The organism is Ensifer sp. PDNC004 (genome assembly GCF_016919405.1).
GTDB lineage: Bacteria > Pseudomonadota > Alphaproteobacteria > Rhizobiales > Rhizobiaceae > Ensifer.
This window is the reverse complement of sequence record NZ_CP070353.1, coordinates 4,100,933-4,126,967: the sequence shown is the minus strand read 5'-3', so window position 1 is coordinate 4,126,967 and position 26,035 is coordinate 4,100,933. Positions and strand designations below refer to the sequence as shown.

The following is a 26,035-nucleotide window of genomic DNA, read 5'->3' as shown; positions in this document are numbered from 1 at the left end:
ACTGATGGCCGAGATCTGGTTCACCATCCACCGCTCCAACCTGCACCAGGCGCTCGCGCGCGTCATGGGGGCGATCGACAAGAGCAGCACAATCCCCATCCTGTCGCACGTGCTTCTGGATCCCCTGGCCGAGGGCGTGCTGTTGCGCGGCTCAAATCTCAGCTTGCAGATCGACGCAGAATGCGAGGCGATCTCAATCAGGGAGCCGATACCGTTCGCCATCCCCGCCGACAAGTTCAAGGCAATCCTCGCCAACCTGCCGGAAAATGCCGAAGTCAGCTTCGGCCCCGGTCGCAGCAAGGATAGCATCGCCATATCTGCCGGCAGCTCCCGGCACTCCATCCCCTTCCTGCCGGCGCAGGATTTCCCGCTGATCCCGATCAAGGTCGAACTCAACTGGACGGAGATTTCGGGCAAGCCGCTCGCGGCCGCGCTAGACAAGGCAACTTTCCCGCTGAAGAAGACCGACGACCGCCCTTGGATTACGGGCTATTGCCTGCACCCCGAGAAGGGCGGCGATGGCATGGTGGTCGCGACCACCGACGGCCTCAGCCTCGCGCGGGTTGTCGCCGCAACGGGCGGATGCCCCGCCCTGCCGTCGCAGCACGCGGCATACCCGCAGGTCATACTGCCGCAGCGTGCGGCTGAGAGCGTTCGCAAACTGCTCGACAACGCCGCCCATGGCGTGCTGATCGCTGCGACTGATTTCATTCTCGCGGTGAAGTTCGACGGGGTGACCATCACAGCAAAGCTGATCGACGGCACCTATCCCGAGTACGAACAGGTCATTCCCTCGCCGGGGGACAACAGCATCGGCGTCAAGATGGACGCGCTGTCGGCCTCCATCAAGCGCGTTTGCGTCGTGATCGACGACGCTGCGGTGGACGCGCTCTATCTCCGGCCGCGTGCCGGCCGCATCAACGTCGACATCGTCGGACGCGACGGCGGAGCCGCGCACGATTCCCTCGCTGGCGAAATCGAAGCGCCCGAGGATCTGGAAATCTGTCTCAACGGCGAACAGCTGTCGAAGATGCTGGCGAGCATCACCAGCCCGGAAATCAGCCTACACCCCATCATGCAGTCTGAGCGCGTGCTTGTGCGTCCGGTTGGCTCTCCCGGCGAGACCTACGTACTCAGCACCATGCGACCGCGCTACTCGGCGATGGAGCGAGCGGAATGAGTAGCGAACCGAAGCGCCGACGCAACGCAGCGTACCGCAAGGGCTTTCACGATGCGCTTTCGCGCGCGATCGCAATCGTAAGCCGCTGCGTCGAGGCAGAAGGTGACGACGATCCGGCCGAGCTGCCGGCACGTCTTCGCGCGATCACGCTGGAGGAGCGTCAGTGAACCTTCAAATCGCGAAGGAGAAGTATCGCGACGCGCGCCAGCTACTCGGCCTCGCCAGCGAGGAGTGGTGCGCCTCCTACGATGTCGAGCGCGGCCAGACCGAACTTTGTTCCAAGGAACCGATGACCGGCGAAGTTGAGGCAATCGCGCTCATCTTGCCGGAATGCAGCAGGGAAAACCGCCGCTTGATGGCGCACGCCCCAACGTACATGCGCGCGATGGATTTTCTGCTGCAGTACGCGTTCGATGAGATTACAAGGCTACGCCGACACATCGAGCAGCGCGCCGAGAAGCCGCGGAATTTTGCCGCCGAGTGCTCCATGAAATGCGCGGAACCGGCCTTCAAGAAGTATCTCGAAGAACGGCACGGGCTCGAAGCACCCCTGACCAATGACCGCGCAGCGACACGCGTGCGCTCCGTCCTCGCGATTTCGTCCCGCAGGGAGTTAAACGAAGATCCGGGCGCCGCCGAGCGATGGAAGCAGCTTCGCTCCGATTTCGACGCATGGAGGCGGCACGGATGATGATGAGCCGCCGCGAGCAGATCCGCGAAAAGATCATGGAGAGGGTCGTCGTCGACCCTGTAACCGACTGCTGGATCTGGCAAGGCCCGACATCGGGGAAATCCGGCCGAGGCAAGGACTACCCGCGTATGTCGCTTAGCGGCCAGACGGTCGCCGTGCATCTGGTCATGTGGACCAACGAGCACGGCTATATTCCGGGCAAAAAGCAGATCGACCACAAATGCCGCAACCGCCTTTGTGTCAATCCGGACCCGAAGCATACGGAGATGGTGACGCACAAGCAGAACCAGAAGCGCCGCGACCAGGCGCGCGCCGCCGCGGCAATGATCGGCCACAACGGCGGGCCCGCACTCGAATGTGAGGAGATTCGCTAGTGGCGAAATCCGATTTGATAGCCTATCCGCCCCGCGGGCTCAGTCGCCCGGAGGCTGCGCGCTACATCGGCGTCGGTGAGACCAAGTTCGACGAAATGGTGTCGGACCGGCTCATGCCCCGCCCCAAGCGGATAGGCGGACGCGTCGTCTGGGATCGCATCGCCCTCGATGTGGCGTTTTCTGCTTTGCCTGACGAGAGCAGCAACCGCATCGACGACTTGTTGTCAGGACGTGCATAGACGCCTATCTTCCCGCCATGAGCGAAGATCAAGAACCCCGCCCCTACCTTTCGTCCTACGAAGACCGCCACGGAAAAACCCGCTGGCGGTTTCGTCGTGCTGGCAAGACGATCCAGATTAAAGGCCTTCCCGGCGAGCCGGAGTTCGAGGCCGCCTACAGGGCGGCGGTAGAGGGCCGAGAATACAAGCCGGCCGTAATCGTGGATCTGCCCGGCAAGGCTCTCCCAGGCAGTTTCAGAGACGCATGGAAACGAGTTCAGAAGACGCCGGAATGGTTAGTGTTCGATCCAGCCACCAAAGACCAGAACACCCGCCTTGCAGACGAGTTCCTGAAGCTAAAAGTGGTGGATACCCATCCTGACGTTTGGGGCGATATGCTCGTGAAGGATGCGAAGCGGCGCCACATCAAAGGCATTATCGCGCACTTTGCCGCCACACCCCACAAGGCCAAGCACCTGCTGACGACTATCCGAAAGATGGTCTATGTCGCCCTTGACGAAGAGTGGATCGAGGCCGACCCGACGTGGAAGATGAACTACCGCCCCGAATACAAGGGCTGGCGGGCATGGACCATTGAGGAGCGCGAGAAGTTCGAGGCCCGCTGGCCACTCGGCAGCACGCCGCGCACAGCTTACGGCCTGGCACTCTGGCTCGGCAATCGTCGATCAGACGTCGCACGCGTGCGATGGGATTGGTTCGACTTTCGCCGCGGCGTCGTAATGGTCAAACAGAAGAAGGGCGACAAGGAGCTTGCCCTGCCCATCACGCCTATGTTGCGCGAAATCGTCGAGCCGTTGGAGCGCAACGGGGACTTTGTGCTCATCACCGCCTACGGAAAGCCGTTCTCGGAAAAATCTCTGACGGGCCGCATGGCCGATTGGACGCACAGCGCCGGCATGCCTAAGGGCTGCACCCTCCACGGACTCAGAAAGACCCTCGGCAAATTGTTGGCGGAGACCGGGGCAACGACTCGGCAGCTTATGGACACCCTTGGTCATGACGACATCGCGCACGCTGAACTCTACAGCCGTGAGGCCGAACAAAAGCGGTTAGCGAGGGACGCAATGACACGCCTGACCCGCCGCGTTCACCCGAAAAAACCGGCTGGCTAACCCATTGGCTAACCTACATGGCTAACCACCGCATAACTAATTGAAATCGTTGTATATTGGTGGGCCCGGAGGGACTCGAACCCCCAACCAAGCGGTTATGAGCCGCCGGCTCTAACCATTGAGCTACAGGCCCACTCTGGATCCGCTCCTGTCCTTAAACCGTAACGGTCCAAGGATAAGACACGGGGTGCAGCAACTTTAAGTGCTACGGTGGCCTTTGCGCTTCTGAACGAGGCGTGGCACCGTCTTGATCCAGGCCCGCGAACCAATGGCAGTTTGCGGGGTGGCCAAGGCTCTAGCGGAAAACCTTTTTGCGGACAAGCCATTGCCGCAATGCTCACACAATCGATAGCCAAGAAGACGCTTGGGACGGAACAACCGGAGAGACATTGAAGATGATTTCCACACGCACTGCCCGCACGCTTTCGATCGCCGCCTTCGCCGCAGCTTTTGCTGGCGTTGCCGCCGCTCAGGCGCAGGAGACGGACAAGGACAAGGCGACCATCATCGTTGCCGGCGAGGGCCGCGCGACGACCGCGCCGGACATGGCAGTCCTGCAGCTGAGCGTCGTCAAGGATGGCAAGACCGCGCGCGAAGCGCTGGACGCCAACAACAAGACCATGGCCGAAGTGCTGAAGGCGCTGAAGGACGGCGGCATTGCCGATCGCGACCTGCAGACGAGCGGCTTCATGCTCAACCCGCAATACAGCTATCCGACCAACACCGACGGTAGCAACCGCGCGCCGGAACTGATCGGCTACCAGGTGACCAACGGCGTCAGCGTCCGCGTTCGCGATCTCGCCAAGCTCGGCGAAGTGATCGACAAGTCGGTTTCGCTTGGCGTCAACCAGGGCGGCGGCGTGCAGTTCACCAACGACAAGCCGGAAGCCGTGATCACCGAAGCGCGCAAGGCCGCCGTTGCCGATGCCGTCGAGAAGGCCAAGGTGCTGGCCGAAGCTGCCGGCGTCTCGGTCGGCAAGATCGTCAATATCTCCGAGCAGGGCTTCCGCCCCGAGCCGGTGCCGATGATGCGCGCCGGCATGGCCAAGGAATATGCCGCCGACAGCGTTCCGGTCGCGACCGGCGAAAACAGCTACAACGTGACGGTCAACGTGACCTTCGAAATCAAGCAGTAAGCTTCCAGCAGGGCCTGCCGTTAAGCGCGGGCCCTCGCATCTTCCTTGCCCCTGGCTCCGGAACCGGCGCCAGGGGCAAATTCGTTTGGGGGACACGATTGCTGGACCTCAGACGCTCTTCGCCGGGCCAGACCGGCCGACGACCTAGCTGTCGCCGACCGCTGCCCTGATGACCGCTGGCTGCACCGGCAAACCGCACCCGGCAGTATCCGCGCACCCTTCTCCGATTGTGAGCAGCCGCTTGTCTTAGGGATAAGGCGCGGCGCCTTTTGACCGGATGACCTGTCCCGCGGCCAAGCCGCAAGGTCGTCGGTCAGGTACCGCAGATCAGCAGGCAGGGAGACGGTCGTTCGGTAGGCGCCCGCGATCGTCGAGCCGGTCAAGAAGCGTCAACAACGCCCTTCGATAAGGCCTGTGTTTGCGCGGCCTCAGACCGGAAAGAGGGACGCCCGCCTCGAAGATCGTACCGAGCCGCGCATTCCCTCTGACGTCGCGCCGCAACGCTGGAAATCGTCACGAGAAAGGCCAACCGTGTGTCGTGCGCCACGCAGGCCGTGCCGCATTGGGAAGACAGGCTCCGGATGCTAGCCGCCGTCAGGGATCAACGCCTCCGTCACGCCACGACGGAGAAGGCCGCGTGACCCGAGCGGCATGACAAACAAAAAGCCCCCCATGCCGTAGCATGAGGGGCCATTCTTCCGCCGGCCGGGGGAGACGAGGCGGGAAGATTGCTTGGATGTTACCAGCGGCCGATCGTCGGGCAGCCACGGGCGTTTGCGAAGACGATCGTCTGGCGGTAGCCGTCGCGACGGCCTTCGACGACGACGCGGCGCGAGGAAACGTCGGCAACATATGCGCGGCGGAAGCCACGGTCGCGAGCCTTGTCGACGGCCATCCAGGGCGCGCAACGGCCGCGGCGGTCACGGTCCCAGTGGCGGTCACGGCCGCGACCCCAGTCGCGCTCGTCGCCGTAACCACCGTTGTGATCGCGATACTGCACATCGACGCCGCCGCGCGGGCCGAAGCCGAATTCGATCGAGTCGGCCGAAGCGGTGGAGGCGGCGCCGAGCAGGCCGGTCATTCCGATGACGACAGCAGCAGCGGCGTTAAAAAAGCGGTTCTTCATAAGATCTCTCCAGGCTTGAAGGGTTCAAAGGGCAATCACCGTCCCAAGCGATTGATCAGAGGATAGGGTCGCCAAGCTGAACGACAGCGGAACCCGATGTTCATGGGAGGTTCAGGTTGCGAGAACCTGACGATCGGCCCCTGCGCCAAGGCACATCGATCTAGATAAGGTATTGCTTATAAACGAATATTTCGAAGGACTTTTCTCGAAACGCAAGCGCTGCGACGGTTCTCGCCCGGGCCCGGACGAGCAACGAATCAGGCGAAAAATCGGCATGCGAGAGACGACTCGCGCCGATATTTCCGGCTCAAAGCACGGTGAGGCGACCGACGGGCGGTGAAAAAAGCAAAAAGGAAGGGCGCCGGCGGTGCGCAACCGTCGGCAATCTGCGCCTCAACCGGCAAGCGCCCGTTCGAAGACGCGAATGTTGCGATAATGGCTGAGACGGGTGATGACGCCGTCCTCGACCTCGAAGACGAGGACGCTCGGAATGGAGTAGCTCTGGCCCGTTGCGGGCGGAAATCCCTCCATCGTCTCGCGGTAGGTGCCGCGCGCCGTCAAATCGGCGGCGACGCGCTGGCCGAAGGCGTCACGCATCAGCACCACGTCGCCGAACTGCTCGTCGAAGCGGCGCAGATAATTCATCAGCCAGGCGCGCAAGGGGCCGACGCCGACGGTGCGCTGACCGGTGAGCGAATCGAGCTCGACGTCCTCGTTGACGAGCCGCGCCAGCGCCTCGAAATCCCGCTGGTTCAGCGCTTCGATGAAGCGGCTGGCAATCGTCTGTGCATCGGTCATCCCTGCTCCTCCCCGGCATGAAAGGCCGGCTCTCAAGGCTCTACTCGTGCCCCTTTATCTAGAACCGCTCCGCCGCCATTCAATCGCGCGCCGGTCGATCAGGCGGAAAGATGCAGGACGATCTCGCGCCGATGCGGGCGGTCGCGGTGCTCAAAGAGATAGAGCCCCTGCCAGGTGCCGGTGAGCATGCGGCCGCCAGCGACGGGGATGCCGAGCGATACCGGCGTCAGCGCCGCCTTGATATGCGCCGGCATATCGTCAGGCCCCTCCTGGGTGTGCACGATCCAGCGCATGGAGGGATCGGAGGACGGCGGCACGAGGCGGCGGAAAAAGCCGTCGAGATCGCGCTTTACGTCCGGGTCGGCATTTTCCTGGATGAGAAGCGAACAGGAGGTGTGCCGCACGAAGACGGTGAGCAACCCCTCACCTCCCGCGTTGGCGCGCACGAATGCGGCCGCCTCGCCGGTAAATTCATAGAGCCCCTGGCCATGAGTGGCGATGCTGATGCGCGTTTGCGGCATGAAGGCCTCCGGCAGGCGGCCGCATCCGCCGGGGTGGCGGAGCGACCGGTTGATATGCCCAATGCTTCTATCCCCGGACCGTTCCCAGTCCAAGACGATCTGCCGCAAACCGCCGCGGTGGCGTGCCTACATCTGCAGGAAGGTCTCGAAGCCGCCATAGATCATGCGCTTGCCGTCGAACACCTGCTTCCAGGCATCGCCCTGCAGCCGCGGATCGGCCATGACCTTGGCAACGATCGCGTCGCGCTCGGCGCGAGACTTGTAGGTGATCCAGGAGAAAACCACCGTTTCATCGTCCTTGGCCTGGACCGAACGGGGAAAGGACGTCACTTCGCCATAGGGCGCGTCGTCCGCCAGGCATTCGTTGTAGGAGAGCGCACCGTGCTCCATCCACACCACGCCCGCCGCCTTCGCCATCGCCTTGTAAGCCTCGATATTCGCCTTCGGCACGGCAACGATAAAGCCATCCACATAGGTCATCGACATAGTCTCCTCTGTTCGTTCTACGAACATAGGACGCAGGGCGGCCAAGAGTTCCGACATCGACACGGAATTTTCTTTCGGGCCGTAGCGCGGGATTTGTCGGAATGGCGCTCCGCCGTTCGTCCTTGGCGCGTAGCATCCAAATCGGGAGACACCCATGCAGAAGATCACGCCGTTTCTCTGGTTCGACGATCAACTGGAGGACGCCATCGCTTTCTATACCGCCATTTTCCGCAACACCCACATCACCGACATCAAGCGCGGTCCCGACGGCAGGGCCTTCACCGCTTCCTTCGAGCTCGAGGGACAGCACTTCATGGGGCTTAACGGCGGGCCGCATTTCAAGTTCAGCGAGGCCGTGTCGTTCTTCCTGCGCTGCAGCGACCAGGCGGAGGTGGATTACTACTGGGACAGGCTGTCTGATGGCGGCACGCCGCAGCGCTGCGGCTGGCTGAAGGACCGGTTCGGTCTCGCCTGGCAGATCATTCCGGACGCGCTGATGCGCCATCTCGGCGATCCCGATCCGGCGCGTGCGGCCCGCGCCCAGCAGGCGATGATGGGCATGGTGAAGATCGATGTCGCGGAACTTGATCGCGCAGCCGCTGGTTAAGCGGAAGAACGGTCCCCTGGCGACGGCTCAACCGGGCTACGGCGTCAGCTGCCGCAGCCTCTGAGCTGCTTGCTGTAGACCTGGGCCATGCCGGCCGCCCGCTTGGCGCCGTTCTTGGCCGTATCGCTCCAGTTGCCTCGGGAATAGCCGCCGTGGCCATGGTAATAGGCGATGTAGAGCCTGTAGGCGTCGTTGAGGGCGATGCCGTTCCGCTGGGCGCTTTCGCGGTGGTACCAGGCGATAAAGCGGATCGCGTCGCCGAAGTTCGAACGCCGCGCCGCCCAGCGGCCTGTCTCGCTCTGATAGCGCGCCCAGGTGCCGTCGAGCGCCTGGGAATAACCATAGGCGGTCGAGGCGCGCGTCCAGGGAATGAAGCCGAAAAGCTTGGTGCGTGGCGGCCGGGCATTATGGCGGAAGCCGGATTCGGTGTAGATCGTCGCCATCAGGATCGGTACGGGCACGCCGTACTCACGCTGGGCGCTATAGGCTTCCCGGCGCCAATTGTTGAAAAGGCCATCTCGCTGCTCGAAAACCGCGCAGGCATTCCGGGTGTCTCTCGGCACCGTTCCGCAGCCGGCCAGCAACAGGAGGACGACGACAAATACGCAACGCATCGCTGAACCTCTTGCTTCCCCGGGGCAACCGCTTGCACGCGGCAAGACATGGCCTCGGGAAAATATGCTCGAACACCGCGTGCCGCCCGTCGGGGCAGCGGCGCTCCAGAAATTGATAAAACGTAAACGTTAAGGATCTCTTTTGATTCGAAGGATAACGATCGAAGGCCCGGCCATTGAACTTTCGCCACCGGAGGTTTTACGATCCACGGGAGACATGCCGCGCCAGCCATTGGGCGCAAAGGAGCGTATCGATGAAAATATCCGCCTTGATGGTGCTTGCCTTCACCGGCTTGTTCGCCGCGACTGGCCTCGCGCTCGCCGACGAATGCGCCGATGCGAGCGACCAGGCGACGATGAATGCCTGCGCCGACAAGGCGCTGAAGGCTTCCGACGCCGAACTGAACGCGCTCTACAGGCAAATCCAGGGGCGCCTGAAGGACGACGCGGAAAAGACGAAGCTGCTCATCACGGCGCAAAGGGCATGGGTCGCCTATCGCGACGCCGAATGCGACTTTGCAAGCTCCGGCGTCGCCGGTGGCTCGGCCCAGCCGATGATCACGCTTGAATGCCGCGACGATCGCACACAGAAGCGCGTCGCCGACTTCAAGACCTATCTGAGCTGCGAGGAGGGCGACCTCAGTTGCGTCCTGCCGCCGGCAAACTGAACCGGAAAAGAGCGACGGCCGCGGCACTCGCCGTGGCGCTCCTCTGCCTCGCCGGCGGCGGCGCCGGCGCGGCAGACATCGATGCGCTTTATCGCAGTGACGCGATCGTCACCGGCACGGGCGAAGCCAACCGCGAAGTCGGCTTTCGCGAATGCCTGCGTGAGGTGCTCGTCAAACTGTCCGGCGATCCGGCGATCACGGAGGCGCCCGGATTTGCGGCAGCGGAGGCCAGGGCCGACAGCTTCGTTTCGGCCTTCTCCTATCGCGACCGCCTGGAAGGCATCCCGATCCATGACGAACAGGGCACGCACGACCGCCCGCATGACCTCACCTGCCGATATCGGCCGGCAACGCTCGATTCGCTGCTCGCAGACCTCGGCCGCAAGCCATGGCTCTCCCCTCGCCCCAGGATCGCCGTGTGGCTGGCGGTCAAGGATCAGAAGCGCCGCTTCGTGCTGGCGCGCGACGGCAGTGAGAGCCCCTACATGGCGGATTCGCTTCAGGCAGCGGCAGAGCCACTGGCGCTCTCGGCCGTGCTGCCGGATGCGGCGACCGTCACTGCCCGCAAATCCGCGCTCGATACCCTGCCGCAAGCGGATCCCGCGCAACTCTTCTCGCCCGCGGCACAGGCCGACGGGGACGTGCCGCTTATCGGCACGCTCGTCTGGTCCGACGCCGCCCGTGGCTGGATCGCCCAATGGCAGATGGACGCGGGCGGCAGGCGTTACCGTTGGCAGGTGAGCGGCGTCAGCTTTGACGACGCCTTTCGCAACGCCATGCGCGGCGCGGCCCGCATCCTCTCGGGAAACGGTGCGCCGTGAACGAGGCATCTGGCGTTGTGGCCGCAATTTCCCTCACGGCCGCAACACCGGCTGTTCATCCAAGCGAGGCGATCAGTTCGCGATAGGCAGCCTCAGGGAAGGCTTTCAGCGTCGTCGAGCGCACATTGCCGGCCATGCCAAGCGTGAGCGCGAAGCGTGCGGCCACCGCATCGTCAGGCGCTTCGACGATGGCCACCATGTCGTAGTCACCCATGGTCAGGAAGAAATGCTTGAAGGAACCGCCCATCTCGCCGAGCACATTCCGTGCGAGGTCGAGCCTTTTCGGGGAATCACGCACATTCTTGACGCCCTGCTCGGTCCAGTTGAGGAGCATGACATACGTCGTCATCTAACACCTCCACGGGGGCACGCTTCACGCCCGCGGTGCGATTGCTCCCGCGTACAAGACGGGGTGCCCCAGATTACTGCGAAGGGGCGACTATACTCCCCGGCGAAAGCACCCACAATAAATCGCATGGGTGAGGCGGAAACGAAAAAGCCGGGCACTTGGCCCGGCTTTGATCTTTTGCGTGTATCCGACTTTAGCTGTCGAGGAAGCTTCTGAGCTTCCTGGAGCGGCTCGGATGCTTGAGCTTGCGAAGCGCCTTCGCCTCGATCTGACGGATACGTTCGCGGGTAACCGAGAACTGCTGGCCGACTTCTTCGAGCGTGTGGTCGGTGTTCATGCCGATGCCGAAGCGCATGCGCAGCACGCGCTCTTCGCGCGGCGTCAGCGAAGCGAGAACGCGGGTCGTCGTCTCGCGCAGGTTCGCCTGGATGGCGGCGTCGATCGGCAGCAGCGCGTTCTTGTCTTCGATGAAATCGCCGAGGTGCGAATCTTCTTCGTCACCGACGGGCGTTTCGAGCGAGATCGGCTCCTTGGCGATCTTCAGGACCTTGCGGACCTTTTCGAGCGGCATGGCGAGCTTTTCGGCCAGTTCTTCCGGCGTCGGTTCGCGGCCGATCTCGTGCAGCATCTGGCGCGAGGTACGAACGATCTTGTTGATCGTCTCGATCATGTGCACCGGAATACGGATCGTGCGGGCCTGGTCGGCGATCGACCGGGTGATCGCCTGACGGATCCACCAGGTGGCGTAGGTCGAGAACTTGTAACCGCGGCGGTACTCGAACTTGTCGACCGCCTTCATCAGGCCAATGTTGCCTTCCTGGATGAGGTCGAGGAACTGCAGGCCGCGGTTGGTGTACTTCTTGGCAATGGAGATGACGAGGCGCAGGTTCGCTTCGACCATTTCCTTCTTGGCGATGCGCGCTTCGCGCTCGCCCTTCTGCACCATGGATACGATCCGACGGAACTCGGCGATCGAGATGCCGGTTTCGGTCGCAAGGTTCTGGATCTCCTGGCGGATGTCGCGGATCGTCTGGTTTTCGCTCTTGGCGAATTCCTTCCAGCCCTTGCCGGCCAGGTTGCTGATCGACTTCATCCAGTTCGGGTCGAGTTCGGCACCCGAATACTGTTCCAGGAACGAGTCACGCTTGACGCCGTAGGATTCAGCAAGGCGCAGCAGGCGGCCTTCGTTCTGCATCAGGCGCTTGGAGATGTCGTAGAGCTGCTCGACCAGGCTGTCGACGCGGTTCTGGTTGAGCGACAGCGACTTTACCGCCTTGATCAGCTCGTCCTTGAGCTCCTTGTAGCGGCGCTCCTGGGCGGGCGAAAGTGTGCCGGTGGCAGCAAGGCGGGCTTCCACCTGCTGGTCCTGCAGCTTGCGCAGCTTCTTGTAGGTCTCGGCAATGATGTCGAGGGTTTCCATGACCTGCGGACGCAGTTCCGCTTCCATGGCCGCGAGCGAGAGGTTCGACTCGTCGTCGTCTTCCTCTTCTTCTTCGGCCGGCATGACATCGCCGCCGACATTGGTGATGTCGTCGTCGTTGGCAGGCGAACGGACCTTGCGGGTCTTTTCCTTTTCCTCGGCAGCCTTGCGGTCGGCCTCGATCTTTTCCGGGCTCTGGAACTGCGGCGCAGCCTTGGCCTCGGGACCGGAATAGGTGGTTTCGAGATCGATGATCTCGCGCAGCAGCGTCTGGCCTTCGTTCAGTTCGTCGCGCCAGATGATCAGCGCCTGGAAGGTCAGCGGGCTCTCACAGAGACCGGCGATCATCGTCTCGCGGCCAGCCTCGATGCGCTTGGCAATCGCGATTTCGCCTTCGCGGGAGAGAAGCTCGACCGAGCCCATTTCGCGCAGGTACATGCGCACCGGGTCGTCAGTACGATCGGTCGGCTCTTTCTTCTTGCTGGTCGCAAGCGACGTGCCGCTGGAAGGCGCGAGTTCGCCGCCTTCGCTGTCGCCGTCGTCGTCGCCGCCCTCGTCGTCACCGCCGCTGGCTGCCTCTTCGGCTTCCTCGTCCTCGATCACGTTGATGCCCATGTCGGACAGCATCGCCATCGTGTCTTCGATCTGTTCGGAGGTGACTTCTTCGGACGGAAGGACCGAGTTGAGCTCGTCCATCGTCACGTAGCCGCGCTTCTTGGCGGCCTTGATCATCTTCTTGACAGCGTCATCGGAAAGATCGAGAAGCGGGCCGTCCGGAGCGCCTTCGCGTTCTACGTCAGCTTCTTCGTTTTCTTTGACTTTGGTTGCCATTTAGTTCGTCGCTTTCCTTGTCGCAACCGGCGTGAGCCCGGTGCCAATGCCGCTCGAAGGTCCGGGTGCGCCGCGCACCCGCCACCGAATCATTTCCCCTGACGTAACGGGATGATGTTTAATTCCTGTTTAACCACGAGTGTACTCGTGGCAAAGCGGGCAAGCTCCGACAGTCCTGCCACTGAAACGTCTCTGGCATGATTCCCTAACCGCCGTGTCATCTCGCCATTTCTTATTCGGAAATGGTGATTCCCAGAATTTTCGATCCCGTCAAGCATTTCCGCTGAAAAACCGGATGATTCGGTAAAAATCACCGTTCCTATCGCTTTTTGGGGTTTATCAGCTTCCGCTGAAGATGTAGGCGCTGCCCGCCAAAAGACAAGGGTAGCAACAATTTAATCGGCAAGGTCTCGTTGTGCCATATCCGCACGCGCAACCAGAGCTGCATTTTCCGGCCCGATTCTAAACCGATCGGCCGTCATACTTGACGACCTTCACCGCCTCGATATCAAATTCGGGCAGGCAGCGCAGGTTGACCGCCGCCATCTTCCCATGCGGCCCGTCGCCCTCGCCGAACGGCGCGATGCCGCAGGTGTCGCAGAATCGGTGCTGGATCACATGCTTGTTGAAGAGGTAGGTCGAGAGGTCCGCTTCCGGCGTCGTCAGCGTCAGCTTGTCGCGGGCAACGAAGGCGAGCAGCCCGCCACGGCGACGGCAGAGCGAACAATTGCAGTCGATCGCTTCGTTGAATTCCCCTTCCACCTCGAAGGCGATCTTGCCGCAGTGACAGCTTCCCTCATAACGCATGCAGGCATCTCCTCTTCTTCCCGGCGCAACTGCGCCACCTCTGCCACCAAGATAGAGCGTCCCTGCCCTCAAGCAAGCGCAGGCAGCAGCCAGGCGCATGCACGCAAAACGATTCCCGAAGGAGCCGATTATCGATGCAAACTCGCAAGATTATTCCGGCTTTTCGCTTGCGCTTGACCTGATCGCGCAGGAACTTCGCTCCGAAACGGAGGCTCGAATGCTCATCAAGGAAACCGACGCCATGCGCGTGCTATCGATCGCGCGGCGGCTCACCATAGCCGATGTCAAAGGCGAGAGCGCCGCACTGGCGCCTGTCATCGAGGCGGAGATGGAGCGCGCCAGTCTGACGCCGGCGGGCCCCTGGATCTTCATCGCGCAGAACCTGCCGAAAAACGCCAAGACCCTGTTCGACTGGCGGATCTGCCGCCCGGTCTCAGGTGGCAAGGATTATCGCGGTGAACTCGATCTGGTCGAACTGGAGCCGATCATGGTGGCGTCCACGCTGCACCAGGGTCCGATGCGAAGCCTTTTCACGCAGGGCTACGCGCCGCTGGTCGCCACGATCGAAATGTCCAGGCACAATTTCTCCGGCGAGAGCCGCGAGATCTACCATCGCTGGGCGGGCCAGGGCGCCCGCTATCACGAGATCGAGATCCAGTTCGGCCTCGCCAACTGAGCCGCCGCTCTCACGGGTGCAACGGCCCTTGCGGCCTCACCAGTCCATGACGACCTTGCCGGAATTGCCGGAGCGCATCGCTTCGAAGCCGTCGCGGAATTCGTCGATCTTGATGCGGTGGGTGATGACCGGGGCAAGGTCGAGGCCGCCCTGCACGAAGGCGATCATCTTGTACCAGGTCTCGAACATCTCGCGGCCGTAGATGCCCTTGAGGTTGAGCATCTTGAAGATGACCTTGTTCCAGTCGATCTCGAAGCCGGCCGGTGCAATGCCGAGGATGGCGATCTTGCCGCCATTGTTCATCTTGTCGATCATGTCGCGGAAGGCGGGTGCTGCACCCGACATTTCCAGCCCGACGTCAAAACCCTCGGTCATGCCGATCGCCTTCATCACGTCGGCAAGGTTTTCCTTCGACGCGTCGACGACATGATCGATGCCGACGCTTTTCGCGAGCGCCAGCCGCGTCGGGTTGATGTCGGTGATGACCACCTTGCGCGCGCCCGAGCGCTTGGCGACCATCGCCCCCATGATGCCGATCGGGCCGGCGCCGGTCACAAGCACGTCCTCGCCGACGAGATCGAAGGAAAGGGCGGTGTGCACCGCATTGCCGAACGGATCGAAGATCGCCGCGACTTCATCCGGCACGTCCTCGGGGATCGGCACGACGTTATACTCCGGCAGGCAGACGAACTCGCCGAACGAGCCCGGCCGGTTGACGCCAACGCCGAGCGTGTTGCGGCAGAGATGCCCGCGCCCGGCCCGGCAGTTGCGGCACTTGCCGCAGACGATGTGGCCCTCGCCCGAGACCCGCTCGCCGACATGGTACTTGGTGACCGCCGAGCCGACCTCGGCGATCTCGCCCATGAACTCGTGGCCGACGACCATCGGCACCGGAATGGTCTTCTGCGCCCACTGGTCCCAGTTCCAGATGTGCACGTCCGTGCCGCAGATCGCCGATTTCTTCACCTTGATCAGCACGTCGTTCGGGCCGATCTCCGGCACCGGCACGCGCTCCATCCAGAGGCCCTCTTCCGGCTTCGACTTCACCAGCGCCTTCATCATGTTCGTCATCGGTCTCTCCCTCAGATCACACCGAGGTCGCGGCCGACCTCTTCGAAGGCGGCGATCGCCCGGCGGACGTCCGCTTCACTATGCGCTGCCGACATCTGCGTGCGGATGCGCGCCTGGCCCTTCGGCACCACCGGGAAGGAGAAGCCGATGACATAGACGCCCTTCTTCAGCATGCGTGCCGCCATCTCCTGAGCAAGGGCTGCATCACCGAGCATGACCGGGATGATCGGGTGGCCTTCGCCGGCCAGCGTGAAGCCGAGCTTCGACATCTCCGAGCGGAAGAGGTTCGCATTGGCGTAAAGCCTTTCGCGAAGCGCATCGCCGTTCTCGATCAGATCGAACACTTTGAGCGAGGCCGCGGCAATCACCGGCGCCAGCGTGTTGGAGAACAGATAGGGACGCGAGCGCTGGCGCAGCCAGTCGACCACTTCGGTCTTGGCCGAGGTGTAACCACCGGAGGCACCGCCAAGCGCCTTGCCGAGCGTGCCGGTGATGATGTCGATCCGGCCCTCGACGCCACAATGTTCGGCCGAGCCGCGACCATGTCTGCCGACGAAGCCGACCGCATGGCTGTCGTCGACCATGACCATGGCGCCGTACTTGTCGGCGAGATCGCAGACCCCTTTGAGATTGGCGATGATGCCATCCATCGAGAACACACCGTCGGTGGCGATCAGCTTGAAGCGGCTGCCCTCGGCCTTCTTCAGCTCCTCTTCAAGCGCTGCCATGTCATTGTTGGCATAACGGAAGCGCTTGGCCTTCGACAGCCGCACGCCGTCGATGATCGAGGCGTGGTTGAGCGCGTCGGAGATGATCGCGTCCTCTTCGCCCAAGAGCGTTTCGAACAGGCCGCCATTGGCGTCGAAACACGACGAATAGAGGATCGTGTCTTCCATGCCGAGGAACGACGAGATGCGGGCCTCGAGTGCTTTATGCTCCTCCTGTGTACCGCAGATGAAGCGCACAGAGGCCATGCCGTAGCCGTAGCGGTCGAGCGCCTGTTTGCCGGCCTCGGCAAGCTCCTCGTTATCGGCAAGGCCGAGATAGTTGTTGGCGCAGAAGTTGAGCACCCGCTCGCCCGAGGCGACCGCAATCTCACCCGCCTGCTTCGAGGTGATCACACGCTCCGACTTGTACAACCCGGCCGTCCTCAGGCCATCGAGTTCTGATCGGAGATGGGACAGGAAGGCTGAAGTCATGGCGCTCTCGCTTCAAGAAAACATCGCGTGGCTGACGAGTATCATGACGGCTTTTGACTTGCAGCAAAATCCGGCGCTCGGCCGGATCCAGCGTAAAAACGACAGGGCATTTCACGCTGCGATGGTGCGACGGAAATAATGTGTCGCCAAGTGCTTCGGCGCAGACATTTTCCGACGACAGAGAACCGCGAGGGCGACCGCCATCACCCGTCGAGATAGCCGTCGATGACCGCAAGGAATGCCTCGCCGTAGCGCTCGCGTTTGCTTTCACCGATGCCGGGAATGTCGAGCAGTTCGTCGAAATCGCGCGGGCGCTCCTTGGCAAGCGCAATCAAGGTCGCGTCGGGGAAGACGACATAGGGCGGGACGTTCAACTCCTTGGCGATCGAGAAGCGCTCGGCGCGGAGCAGTTCGAAGAGTTCGAGATCGGAGCCGGCCAGATCGGCCCGTTCGCGTTGCGCACCCGACTTCGCTCCACGCGCGGCCTTGCCCGACGTCGGTCGGTCCTTGCGGAACAGCACCTGGCGCTCGCGCTTGAACACCGCGCGTGCCTCCGGTTCGAGCTTTATCGCCCCGAAGGCGGTATGATCGACACTGACAAGTCCCGCCGCCAGCAATTGGCGGAAGACCGATTGCCAGGTGCGAGCCGGCAGGTCCTTGCCAGCGCCGAAGACCGGCATGTCGACATGGCCGAAACGCTCGGTCTTCTCGTTGACCGTGCCCATCAGCACATCGACCACATGACCGGTGCCGAAACGCTCGCCGGTGCGATAGACCGCCGCCAGCGCCTTGATCGCCGCTTCCGTCCCGTCCCAGGTCTCGACCGGTTTCAGGCAGGTATCGCAATGGCCGCAGCGGCCGGGATGGGCCTCGCCGAAATGCGCGAGGATCGCCTGGCGGCGGCAGCCGGCGGTCTCGCAGATCGCAAGCAACGCGTTGAGCTTGCCGCGCTCGATGCGCTTGATGTCGTCGGCAGCTCCCCCCTCATCGATCATCCGGCGGCGCTGCAGCACGTCGGCCATGCCATAGGCCATCCAGACCTCCGACGGCTGGCCGTCGCGCCCCGCACGCCCGGTCTCCTGGTAATAGGCCTCCACCGATCCCGGCAGATCGAGATGGGCGACGTAGCGCACGTCGGGCTTGTCGATGCCCATGCCGAAGGCGACGGTCGCAACGAGGCAGAGGCTCTCTTCCTTGAGGAACGCATCCTGGTGCTTGTCGCGAAGCGTCCGGTCCATGCCCGCATGATAGGGCAATGCCCTAATGCCCTGCGCATTCAGCCATTCGGCCGTATCTTCGACCTTGGCGCGCGACAGGCAATAGACGATACCGGACGCACCCTTGAAGCGGGAGAGAAAGCGCAGCAATTGTTGCCGCGGCTGGTCGCGCTCGACGATTTCATAGGCGATGTTCGGCCGGTCGAAGCTGGTGGTAAAAACCTCGGCATTGTTGAGCGCCAGCCGCTCGACGATATCGTCGCGCGTATGCGGATCGGCAGTGGCTGTGAGCGCGATGCGCGGCACGCCGGGGTAGCGCTCGGCAAGCAGCCCGAGCGCGCGGTACTCGGGGCGGAAGTCATGGCCCCACTGCGAAACGCAGTGCGCCTCGTCGATGGCAAAAAGCGCGATGCGGGCATTGCCGATGAGATCGGAAAACCCATCGGTCACGGTCCGCTCCGGCGTCACATAGAGAAGGTCGAGCGTGCCGTCGTGGATCTGCCGGCGCACGGCGATCGCCTCCTCGCGCGTCAGCGACGAGTTCAGCGCCGCCGCATTGACGCCGAGCTGTTTCAGCGCTTCCACCTGGTCACGCATCAGTGCGATCAGCGGCGAGACGACGACACCCAGCCCGGGGCGGCAGAGCGCCGGGATCTGGAAGCAGAGCGACTTGCCGGCGCCGGTCGGAAAGAGAACGACCGCATCGCCGCCAGCGGTCACATGCTCGACCACTTCCTGCTGCTTGCCGCGAAAGGCGGAATAGCCATAAACGCGCTTCAGCACGTCGAGCGGTGCCTGGCCGGCTTCGTCGAAGAGCTGGCTGGCAGCGCTTCTTGAGGGCGTCGCCCTTTCGACGAACTCCATCACATCTCCTTCGGGAATCAGCTTAGGCCATCATGGCCACATGCGCAGGCAATGCCATAGCCCTTGCCGCAACTGAAGAGACAAGGTCTGTTTTTCCCCGAAGGCCCTGCTGCGCTTCATCGGGGATTGCCCGGTTTGCCAGCTTGACCTTGATAACACATCAGTACTTTAGTGACCCGCAAAAATCAGGAAGTCACCATGGCGAACATTCTCGCGGCGAGCGGCGGCGTCAAGCAGGTCATTTGCATCAACTGGGGTACGAAGTACGGCGCACCGTTCATCAACCGGCTCTACGCCATGGTGGCGCGCAACATCACCCCACCCTTCACCTTCACCTGCTTCAACGACAATTTCGAAGGGTTGCGTCCGGAAATTCTCTGCGAGGACCTGCCGCCGCTGGACATCGGCGAAATGCCTAAGAACACGCCCGGCATCTGGCAGAAGTCGCGGCTTTGGGGGCCGAAGCTTGGCAATCTCAAGGGCCCCGTCCTGTTCCTGGACCTCGACCTGGTCATCGTCGGATCGCTCGATGGTTTCTTCGAGCAGGGGGAACCGGACGACGTCATCCTCGCCCGCAACCAGACGACGCCGTTCGAGCGCCTCGGCCAGACCTCGATTTTCCGCTTTCCGGTCGGAAAGCTGGTGCCATTGCAGGAGAGGTTCCGCGCCGACCCGCAAGGCATTGCCGACGAGTACCGTTTCGAGCAGCGCTTCGTCACGCGCAATGCGCCGGGCGGAGCCAAACTCTTTCCCCGCCGCTGGGTCTTGCATTTCCGGCAGGACTGCCGCCGGCCGTTTCCGCTCAACTACTTCCTGGCGCCGCGCCTGCCGAAGGACGCACGCGTCGTGCTATTCCCGCGCAACATCCTGCCGCAGCATGCGATCGAGGGGCGCTTCGGCAAGAAGGACAAGGTCTCCACGCCGCTCGGCCATATCCTCGGGCTGTTTGCATCCGACCGTTACGAGAAGAATGCGTTTCGCTACCTGCGCCACTACATTCGCCCATCGCCGTGGGTGGCCGAACATTGGCGCGAATAGTCGAGACCTCGTCGAGAGCAAGCCTGCTTTCGCCGTGCCGGCCGAAAAATTCGAGCACCTAGCGCGCCGCCGGCCCCTTCACGCGGCCTGACAGCACGCCGAAGCCCTCGATGATCGCTTCCTGGTTTTCAAGCCGCGTCACTTCGTGCTGCACCTCCTGAAGCGTCCGCAGCAACTGCGGCACCGCTTCGAGGTCACCCTCCTCGGTCGCATAGGCCAGTTCACGCTCAAGCTCGCGCACCTGCCAATGCAACGCCTTCGAGCGTTGGTGCAGCGCCAGCGCCTGCAGATAGCCTTCGCGGGCGTCCTCAGGCGCAGCCGCCGTCGTCGCCGTCCAGAGCCTGGCATAGCGGATCTGCTGGTCGATCGCGCCGATCAGCGCGCCAAACCCCTCGCCCTGCAACTGTTCGAGCAGATCGTCGCGGTTGAGCCGTGGCCCCTGCGCGGCCGCAGCATTCAACACCGCCGCCCAGCAGCGCTGCAACTCGCGGTGATCGAACTCGATCGTCGAGATCTCGTCATACTCGTCGAACAGCAATTGCGGGTGGTTGACGATCGTAAGCGCCAGCACGCTCTCTCTCAGAAGCGGGGCCACCTGTTGTCCGCTGACCAGCGTCGAACGCGCCAGCCGATCGGAGATCGCCGTCGGCCCGCTCGCATTCGGTCCCCGTGCCTGACCGGCGCCACGCGCTCCGCCGCCGCCGCCCTGCCGGCCGCCACGTTCGAAGGGACGCCGCTCGCCCCGCCCTGACCCCGAGGATTGCAGGAAGGCGTGCAACCGGTCGCGCATGTCCTGGCCATAGTGCCGGCGCACGCTTTCATCGGCGATCACGGATGTCACCTGCTTCAGCCGCGCTTCGAGCTCGGCGCGCTTTTCCGGCGTATCGAAGGCACCGCCCTGGACCTCGCGCTGCCAGACCATCTCGGCGAGCGAACGGGCATTGGCGAGCACCTTGTCGAAGGGCCCGCGGCCCTCCTGGCGCACGAGATCGTCGGGATCCTTGCCGTCGGGAAGCATGGCGAAGCGGACCGAGCGGCCGGGCTTCAAGTGCGGCAGCGCCAGGTCGACGCCGCGGTTGGCGGCGCGAATGCCCGCCCCGTCGCCGTCGAAGCAGAGCACCGGCTGCGACGTCATCTTCCACAAGAGATCGAGCTGGTTTTCGGTGAGCGCCGTGCCGAGCGGTGCCACGGCGTTTTCGACACCTGCCTGGTGCAGCGCGATCACGTCCATATAGCCTTCGACGGCGATGATCGTTGCGGCCGCATCGTCGCCGCCGGGGTCGCGGGCGCCGCCTTGCGAAGCACGGCGCGCGCGGGCGAAATTGTAGAGAACGTTGCCCTTGTGGAAGAGCTCCGTCTCGTTGGAATTGAGGTACTTGGCCGGCGCGTCCGGTGACATGGCCCGACCACCGAACGCGATGACCTTTTCGCGCGACGACAGGATCGGGAACATGATGCGGTCGCGGAACCGGTCGTAGGAAACCGGCACGTCCGGCCCGTGCACCACGAGGCCGCAAGCCTCGATCTGCTCCTTGGCGACGCCCTTGCCGGCGAGATGTTCCTTGAGCGCATTGCGGCTGTCGGGCGCGTAGCCCAAACGGAAGGTCTCGATCGTGCGCCCCGTAAGCCCGCGCTCGCGCAGATAGGCGCGCGCCTTGGCGCCACCCGCCGTCTGAAGCTGGTCCTCGAAATACGCGGCCGCCATTTCCATCACGTCGAGCAGGCTCGTGCGTTCCTTCTCCCGGCGCTCGGCCTGCGGATCCGGCTGCGGCATGGCAACGCCCGCCATGTCGGCGACCTGCTGTACGGCTTCCGGAAAGCTCAGGCCTTCGAGATCGGTGAGAAAACGGAAATGGTCGCCCGAGACACCGCAGCCGAAGCAATGGTAGCGGCCCTTGCGGTCCTCGCAGTGAAAGCTCGGCGATTTCTCACCGTGAAAGGGGCAGCAGGCCCAATAATCGCCGCGCGAGACGTTGGTCTTGCGCCGGTCCCAGGTAACGCGCTTGGCAATCACGTCCGAAATCGGAACGCGATCGCGTATCTCGTCAAGAAAGGACTGTGAAAAGCGCATGGATACCTCTGGTCGATCCTCCATATAGGCGGCATGGCCGGCGGGCGCTACAACGGTGATCCTGCTTGCACGCTATTCACAGGAGCGAAACGGGAATCGCACACCGAATCACCAATCAAAAGTTGTGTATGAATATTTTCTAAGGACCAAAAGTAGCGCTTGACACCCCTTTGACGAAAAGGATCAATTCGCCGTCTCGAATTGGATCACTTGCCATGGCCGTTTCCGTCAAAGTGCTCGCCTCCAGTCCGGCTTTCTTCAGCGCGGTGCTGAGCTATGCGCGCGGCATGGTGGAGATGTATGCGGCAAACCCACGGCTCGCCTCGATCTTTGCCTCGCAGCAACGCTGGCTGATGGCCCAATCCGGCCTTGCGCTCTATCACGACCGCGATCCGGATGATCCCTCGAGCGGTCTCTACAGCGGCCGTTTCATCAACTATGCCGTCATGCACGGGATCGCCAGCCGCAACACCGCAGCATCCTTCGTGCAGGAAATGGTCGCCTACCGCTTCGCCCGCTACATCACGGTGCAGCCGGACAAACGCAGCCGGCCGCTGGAGCCTACCGAGGCGGCACTCGACTATGTCTGGAAATGGATGCAGTCCCATCTGGCCATCCTCGACTCCTCCGACGGCCAGTCGCGGCTGGCGCGGCTCAACGAAGAGCAGCACCGGTTCGGGCGGCTGCAGGCCGCGGTCGCCCAAGCGCTCGTCGGCAACGACACGGTCCGTCGTCCAGGCCCGACCTTCGACCTCTTCACCTGGGTCAATTCCGGCGGCGTGGTGATGGACGATCTCTTCTCGCGCATCGGCGACTTCGACCCCGAGGCGGCACGCCACGCGATTGGGCCGGTTTCGCCGAGCGATCTCAGCGAACGCTTCATCATCTCCAAGACCCACCTCAAGCGGATCTTCGACAAGGCAGCGCTTTTGGGAAATATGGGGTGGGAGCGGACGCCCGGTCGCGGCGCGGTCTGGCTGTCGAAAGCCTTCATTCGCGAATACTGGGATTACCAGGCGGAGAAGTTCGCCCTGATCGATCGCGCATTCGAGGCGACGTTTCCGGCGAGAGCCGAGATGGCGACGCCCGTCCTATCGCGACGGGCGCCGGCACTCACTTGAGCGGAGCTACTTGAGCAGTTCCTTCACCAGGCCCGAGGCCTTGGCGAAGTCCATCTGGCCGGGATAGCGCTCCTTGAGCACGTTCATGCACTTGCCCATGTCGCGCAGGCCATGTGCGCCGGTTTCGGCGATGACCGAGGCGCAGAGTTCCTTCACCCTGGCTTCCGGAAGCTGGGCCGGCAGGAACCGATTGATGATGACGATTTCCTCACGCTCCTGCGCGGCAAGCTCCGGCCGGCCGGCGTCGTCGTAGATACGAGCCGATTCTTCGCGCTGCTTGATCATCTTGGCGAGGATCTGCAGGATGTCGTCATCGCTGACCGGGTCCTTGCCGAGGCCCCGATTGGCAATGTCCCGATCCTTGATCGCCGCCTGGATCAGCCGCACGGTCGAGGTACGCCGTGCGTCCTTGGCTTTGAGGGCTTCCTTCAGTGCGTCAGCGAACAGGTCGCGCATGTCTATACTCCATGTCGAAACCGGCCCGCGGTGCTCTGCCCGGAACCGGTTCGAAACCATTATTGTTGTCGTCGTCTTAAACCAGTGTGACAGGTGCAATCAAACGGAATACGCAACCGCTTGAATTATAAGGAATTTTATTTCCAGACAATTCACAGCGGCTGGTTGACCCGGTTAAGCGCTTTGGGTATTTTCCCGCACCTGCACAACATCGGCATGAGAGCACTTTTCCGCGGGGTCTCCGCGCGTCCATGCCTGAGCAAAGAAATGGCGATCGACTGCCGGGCTTTCAAGCCCCCGCGCTCCACGCCGCAACGGGATAGGAACGATGACCGCGACACCCGCATGGACCACTGAAAAACCAACCGCACTGCTCGTTCTGGCCGACGGCACCGTGATCGAGGGCAAGGGCATCGGCGCGACCGGCAAGGTGCAGGCGGAAGTCTGCTTCAACACGGCGTTGACCGGCTACCAGGAAATCCTCACGGACCCCTCCTATCTCGGCCAGATCGTCACCTTCACCTTCCCGCACATCGGCAACGTCGGCGCCAATGACGAAGACATCGAAGACCTGACGCCGGCAGCACGCCACGGCGCGGTCGGCGTCATCTTCAAGGCCGACATCACCGAGCCGTCGAACTACCGCGCCGCCAAGCACCTCGACGTCTGGCTGAAGGCCCGCGGCATCATCGGCCTTTGCGGCATCGACACCCGCGCGCTCACCGCCTGGATCCGCGAAAACGGCATGCCGAACGCCGTCATCGCCCACGATCCCTCGGGCGTCTTTGATATCGACACGCTGAAGGCCGAAGCCAAGGCCTGGAGCGGCCTTGAAGGCCTCGACCTCGCCAAGGTCGCGACCTCCGGCCAGTCGTCGCGCTGGGACGAGCAGCCCTGGGTCTGGAACGAAGGCTATTCGACGCTCGGCGAAACCGACGCGGCCTACCACATCGTTGCGCTCGACTACGGCGTGAAGCGCAACATCCTGCGCCTCTTTGCCGGCCTCAATGCCCGCGTCACGGTCATGCCCGCCACGACCAGTGCCGACGAAGTTCTGGCGCAGAAGCCGGACGGCATTTTCCTGTCGAACGGCCCCGGCGACCCGGCAGCAACCGGGAAATACGCCGTGCCGGTCATCCAGGACCTCTTGAAGACCGACATTCCGCTCTTTGGCATCTGCCTCGGCCACCAGATGCTGGCGCTGGCACTCGGCGGCAAGACCGAGAAGATGCACCAGGGCCACCACGGCGCCAACCACCCGGTCAAGGACCACACCACGGGCAAGGTCGAGATCGTCTCGATGAACCACGGCTTCGCGGTCGATTCGAAGTCGCTGCCACAGGGTGTTGATGAGACTCACATTTCGCTCTTCGACGGCACCAATTGCGGCCTGCGCGTCGCCGGCAGGCCGGTGTTCTCGGTCCAGCACCACCCGGAAGCCTCCCCCGGCCCACAGGACAGCCACTACCTCTTCCGCCGCTTCATGAACCTCGTGCGCGAGAAGAAGGGCGAACCGGCCCTCGCCGAACGCTGAGCGACCGATCGAGACAAGCTTCCAGGGCCCGCTTAGAGCGGGCCTTTTCTTTTCGAGCGTGCGCCTTCGTTGCCGCCGAGCTCACCCTTCCTGCAGATGCGCGACGATGAAGTCGACGACGGCGCGGACCGACGGCAGTTGCCCACGCCGGTGCGGCATCAACAGCGTCGTCGTCACGCTGCCGGCCTCCCAGTCCGCAAGCACGCGCACCAGACTTCCGGCTTCGATTGCCGCCCGACAGATCTTTCTCGGCAACGCCGTGATGCCAAGACCGGAGACGGCAGCCTCGAGCAACACGTTGGATTCGTCCGCGAGGAACCGCGGCATTGGCCGAACCCTGACGACCACGCCCGCATCGTTGCGCATCGTCCATCCCTCTGCACTCAACGAGGCGAGCAGCCCGTCGTGACGCGAAAGGTCGCTGGGCTCGCGCGGATGCCCGCTGCTTTCCAGATAGGCCGGCGCTGCCACCAGGAGGATCGCATCCGTTGCCACCCGCCGCTGTACCATGCCGGAATCGGGCAACGGCGCGAAGTGATCGCGCACAGCGATATCGAAGCCCTCCTGCACCACATCGACGAAACGGTCCGTCGCGTGCAACATCACCTTCATCTTGGGATAGGTCTTCGCCAGCGGCGGCAGCAGCCCGGCCAGCATCATCTGTGCCGTCGGCACCGAGGCGGTGATCCTGACCGTGCCGCTCGGCTCGGCAAGGCGGCCCTTGACGATGGCTTCGGCCGCCTCCGCCTCTATCAACATCGCCGAGGCATGCCGGTAGAAATCCTCGCCGATCTCCGTCACGGCGAAGCGGCGCGACGTTCGGTTGATCAGCCGGACGCCAAGCGTCTTTTCCAGCTCGGCCACGCGCTTGCTCAGCGTCGATTTCGGTACGTTCAGCGCCCGCGCCGCCGGCGCGAACCCCTTGTGATCGACCACATGGACAAAGACGATGAAGTCGTTGAGATTGCGCATCACGGTCCCCAATGTCTGCAAATGTGAACGATACAT

The 26,035-nt window shown here is 63.0% G+C and carries 29 protein-coding genes and 1 tRNA gene; 15 read left to right on the top strand and 15 right to left on the bottom strand.

What is annotated here, in order from left to right:
- Positions 1-4: 4 nt before the first annotated feature.
- From dnaN to JVX98_RS28155, 6 genes are read left to right on the top strand one after another with little or no spacing between them, the layout of a single operon-like run.
- The gene (dnaN, locus tag JVX98_RS28180) at positions 5-1,180 is read left to right on the top strand and encodes a DNA polymerase III subunit beta (protein ID WP_205238195.1); all 1,176 of its coding nucleotides are present in this window, start codon (positions 5-7) and stop codon (positions 1,178-1,180) included.
- Positions 1,177-1,347 carry a hypothetical protein gene (locus JVX98_RS28175; protein WP_205238194.1) on the top strand — a complete coding sequence of 57 codons (171 nt, stop codon included), beginning with the start codon at positions 1,177-1,179 and terminating at the stop codon, positions 1,345-1,347. Before dnaN ends, JVX98_RS28175 begins: the two co-directional genes overlap by 4 nt.
- Positions 1,344-1,871 carry a hypothetical protein gene (locus tag JVX98_RS28170; RefSeq protein WP_205238193.1) on the top strand — a complete coding sequence of 176 codons (528 nt, stop codon included), beginning with the start codon at positions 1,344-1,346 and terminating at the stop codon, positions 1,869-1,871. Before JVX98_RS28175 ends, JVX98_RS28170 begins: the two co-directional genes overlap by 4 nt.
- On the top strand, positions 1,871-2,245 hold the full coding sequence (locus JVX98_RS28165) for an HNH endonuclease signature motif containing protein (RefSeq protein ID WP_205239540.1): 375 nt from the start codon (positions 1,871-1,873) through the stop codon (positions 2,243-2,245). The genes JVX98_RS28170 and JVX98_RS28165 overlap by 1 nt, the downstream gene beginning before the upstream one ends.
- Positions 2,245-2,484, top strand: a complete 240-nt coding sequence (locus JVX98_RS28160) for an AlpA family transcriptional regulator (RefSeq protein ID WP_205238192.1) — start codon at positions 2,245-2,247, stop codon at positions 2,482-2,484. The genes JVX98_RS28165 and JVX98_RS28160 overlap by 1 nt, the downstream gene beginning before the upstream one ends.
- Positions 2,485-2,501: 17 nt before the next feature.
- Entirely contained in the window at positions 2,502-3,596 is a 1,095-nt protein-coding gene (locus JVX98_RS28155) for a tyrosine-type recombinase/integrase (RefSeq protein ID WP_205238191.1), read from the top strand.
- A gap of 57 nt (positions 3,597-3,653) precedes the next feature.
- Here the strand turns inward: JVX98_RS28155 and JVX98_RS28150 are convergent.
- Positions 3,654-3,729, bottom strand: a tRNA-Ile gene (locus JVX98_RS28150).
- A gap of 262 nt (positions 3,730-3,991) precedes the next feature.
- Here JVX98_RS28150 and JVX98_RS28145 point away from each other — a divergent pair.
- A complete protein-coding gene (locus JVX98_RS28145) occupies positions 3,992-4,732 on the top strand; it encodes an SIMPL domain-containing protein (protein ID WP_205238190.1) in 741 nt (246 codons plus the stop codon).
- Between the two features lie 739 nt (positions 4,733-5,471).
- Here the strand turns inward: JVX98_RS28145 and JVX98_RS28140 are convergent.
- From JVX98_RS28140 to JVX98_RS28125, 4 genes are all read right to left on the bottom strand, one after another.
- Positions 5,472-5,858 (bottom strand): hypothetical protein, encoded by a 387-nt coding sequence (locus JVX98_RS28140; protein WP_192446862.1) that lies wholly within the window; start codon positions 5,856-5,858, stop codon positions 5,472-5,474.
- 393 nt (positions 5,859-6,251) lie between these two features.
- Entirely contained in the window at positions 6,252-6,656 is a 405-nt protein-coding gene (locus JVX98_RS28135) for a ketosteroid isomerase-related protein (protein WP_205238189.1), read from the bottom strand.
- Between the two features lie 98 nt (positions 6,657-6,754).
- Positions 6,755-7,177, bottom strand: coding sequence for a secondary thiamine-phosphate synthase enzyme YjbQ (locus JVX98_RS28130; protein WP_205238188.1), 423 nt, complete (start codon positions 7,175-7,177; stop codon positions 6,755-6,757).
- A gap of 126 nt (positions 7,178-7,303) precedes the next feature.
- Positions 7,304-7,657, bottom strand: coding sequence for a DUF1428 domain-containing protein (locus tag JVX98_RS28125; protein ID WP_043613276.1), 354 nt, complete (start codon positions 7,655-7,657; stop codon positions 7,304-7,306).
- Between the two features lie 160 nt (positions 7,658-7,817).
- On the opposite strand from JVX98_RS28125, the gene JVX98_RS28120 reads away from it, so the two are divergent.
- Positions 7,818-8,270, top strand: coding sequence for a VOC family protein (locus tag JVX98_RS28120; protein WP_205238187.1), 453 nt, complete (start codon positions 7,818-7,820; stop codon positions 8,268-8,270).
- A 44-nt stretch (positions 8,271-8,314) separates the two neighbouring features.
- On the opposite strand, the gene JVX98_RS28115 is transcribed toward JVX98_RS28120, so the two are convergent.
- On the bottom strand, positions 8,315-8,884 hold the full coding sequence (locus JVX98_RS28115; protein WP_192446866.1) for a hypothetical protein: 570 nt from the start codon (positions 8,882-8,884) through the stop codon (positions 8,315-8,317).
- A 254-nt stretch (positions 8,885-9,138) separates the two neighbouring features.
- On the opposite strand from JVX98_RS28115, the gene JVX98_RS28110 reads away from it, so the two are divergent.
- Both JVX98_RS28110 and JVX98_RS28105 read left to right on the top strand, forming a co-directional pair.
- A complete protein-coding gene (locus tag JVX98_RS28110; RefSeq protein WP_205238186.1) occupies positions 9,139-9,552 on the top strand; it encodes a lysozyme inhibitor LprI family protein in 414 nt (137 codons plus the stop codon).
- Positions 9,528-10,373: a DUF2066 domain-containing protein gene (locus tag JVX98_RS28105; RefSeq protein ID WP_205238185.1), complete on the top strand. Its 846-nt coding sequence runs from the start codon at positions 9,528-9,530 to the stop codon at positions 10,371-10,373. Before JVX98_RS28110 ends, JVX98_RS28105 begins: the two co-directional genes overlap by 25 nt.
- Positions 10,374-10,428: 55 nt before the next feature.
- On the opposite strand, the gene JVX98_RS28100 is transcribed toward JVX98_RS28105, so the two are convergent.
- The 3 genes from JVX98_RS28100 to JVX98_RS28090 all read right to left on the bottom strand — a co-directional run bounded on the left by JVX98_RS28100 (position 10,429) and on the right by JVX98_RS28090 (position 13,780).
- Positions 10,429-10,722 (bottom strand): GYD domain-containing protein, encoded by a 294-nt coding sequence (locus tag JVX98_RS28100; RefSeq protein WP_034803438.1) that lies wholly within the window; start codon positions 10,720-10,722, stop codon positions 10,429-10,431.
- Positions 10,723-10,915: 193 nt separating this feature from the next.
- Positions 10,916-12,973, bottom strand: a complete 2,058-nt coding sequence (gene rpoD / locus JVX98_RS28095) for an RNA polymerase sigma factor RpoD (protein WP_043613292.1) — start codon at positions 12,971-12,973, stop codon at positions 10,916-10,918.
- A gap of 462 nt (positions 12,974-13,435) precedes the next feature.
- On the bottom strand, positions 13,436-13,780 hold the full coding sequence (locus JVX98_RS28090) for a GFA family protein (RefSeq protein ID WP_043613295.1): 345 nt from the start codon (positions 13,778-13,780) through the stop codon (positions 13,436-13,438).
- A gap of 217 nt (positions 13,781-13,997) precedes the next feature.
- Here JVX98_RS28090 and JVX98_RS28085 point away from each other — a divergent pair, with 217 nt between their 5' ends.
- A complete protein-coding gene (locus JVX98_RS28085; protein WP_205238184.1) occupies positions 13,998-14,456 on the top strand; it encodes a hypothetical protein in 459 nt (152 codons plus the stop codon).
- A gap of 36 nt (positions 14,457-14,492) precedes the next feature.
- Here JVX98_RS28085 and tdh read toward each other — a convergent pair whose 3' ends face one another.
- The gene (tdh, locus tag JVX98_RS28080; RefSeq protein ID WP_192446870.1) at positions 14,493-15,527 is read right to left on the bottom strand and encodes an L-threonine 3-dehydrogenase; all 1,035 of its coding nucleotides are present in this window, start codon (positions 15,525-15,527) and stop codon (positions 14,493-14,495) included.
- An 11-nt stretch (positions 15,528-15,538) separates the two neighbouring features.
- Positions 15,539-16,726, bottom strand: a complete 1,188-nt coding sequence (locus JVX98_RS28075; protein WP_205238183.1) for a glycine C-acetyltransferase — start codon at positions 16,724-16,726, stop codon at positions 15,539-15,541.
- On the opposite strand from JVX98_RS28075, the gene JVX98_RS28070 reads away from it, so the two are divergent.
- The gene (locus JVX98_RS28070; RefSeq protein WP_192446872.1) at positions 16,725-16,865 is read left to right on the top strand and encodes a hypothetical protein; all 141 of its coding nucleotides are present in this window, start codon (positions 16,725-16,727) and stop codon (positions 16,863-16,865) included. The two genes, JVX98_RS28075 and JVX98_RS28070, sit on opposite strands and share 2 nt — an antisense overlap.
- A 64-nt stretch (positions 16,866-16,929) precedes the next feature.
- On the opposite strand, the gene recQ is transcribed toward JVX98_RS28070, so the two are convergent.
- Complete coding sequence (gene recQ, locus JVX98_RS28065; RefSeq protein WP_205238182.1) at positions 16,930-18,807, bottom strand: DNA helicase RecQ; 1,878 nt, start codon at positions 18,805-18,807, stop codon at positions 16,930-16,932.
- Between the two features lie 198 nt (positions 18,808-19,005).
- Here recQ and JVX98_RS28060 point away from each other — a divergent pair, with 198 nt between their 5' ends.
- The gene (locus JVX98_RS28060; protein WP_043624522.1) at positions 19,006-19,845 is read left to right on the top strand and encodes a hypothetical protein; all 840 of its coding nucleotides are present in this window, start codon (positions 19,006-19,008) and stop codon (positions 19,843-19,845) included.
- Between the two features lie 58 nt (positions 19,846-19,903).
- Here the strand turns inward: JVX98_RS28060 and dnaG are convergent, their stop codons facing one another.
- Positions 19,904-21,916, bottom strand: a complete 2,013-nt coding sequence (gene dnaG, locus JVX98_RS28055; protein ID WP_205238181.1) for a DNA primase — start codon at positions 21,914-21,916, stop codon at positions 19,904-19,906.
- 215 nt (positions 21,917-22,131) lie between these two features.
- Between dnaG and JVX98_RS28050 the strand changes: the two genes are divergently transcribed.
- Complete coding sequence (locus JVX98_RS28050) at positions 22,132-23,037, top strand: hypothetical protein (protein ID WP_246764972.1); 906 nt, start codon at positions 22,132-22,134, stop codon at positions 23,035-23,037.
- 6 nt (positions 23,038-23,043) lie between these two features.
- Here JVX98_RS28050 and JVX98_RS28045 read toward each other — a convergent pair whose 3' ends face one another.
- The gene (locus JVX98_RS28045) at positions 23,044-23,493 is read right to left on the bottom strand and encodes a GatB/YqeY domain-containing protein (protein ID WP_192446875.1); all 450 of its coding nucleotides are present in this window, start codon (positions 23,491-23,493) and stop codon (positions 23,044-23,046) included.
- Positions 23,494-23,821: 328 nt separating this feature from the next.
- Here JVX98_RS28045 and carA point away from each other — a divergent pair, with 328 nt between their 5' ends.
- Complete coding sequence (gene carA, locus JVX98_RS28040; protein WP_205238180.1) at positions 23,822-25,027, top strand: glutamine-hydrolyzing carbamoyl-phosphate synthase small subunit; 1,206 nt, start codon at positions 23,822-23,824, stop codon at positions 25,025-25,027.
- A gap of 81 nt (positions 25,028-25,108) precedes the next feature.
- Here carA and JVX98_RS28035 read toward each other — a convergent pair whose 3' ends face one another.
- A complete protein-coding gene (locus JVX98_RS28035) occupies positions 25,109-25,999 on the bottom strand; it encodes a LysR substrate-binding domain-containing protein (protein ID WP_192446877.1) in 891 nt (296 codons plus the stop codon).
- Positions 26,000-26,035: the final 36 nt, after the last annotated feature.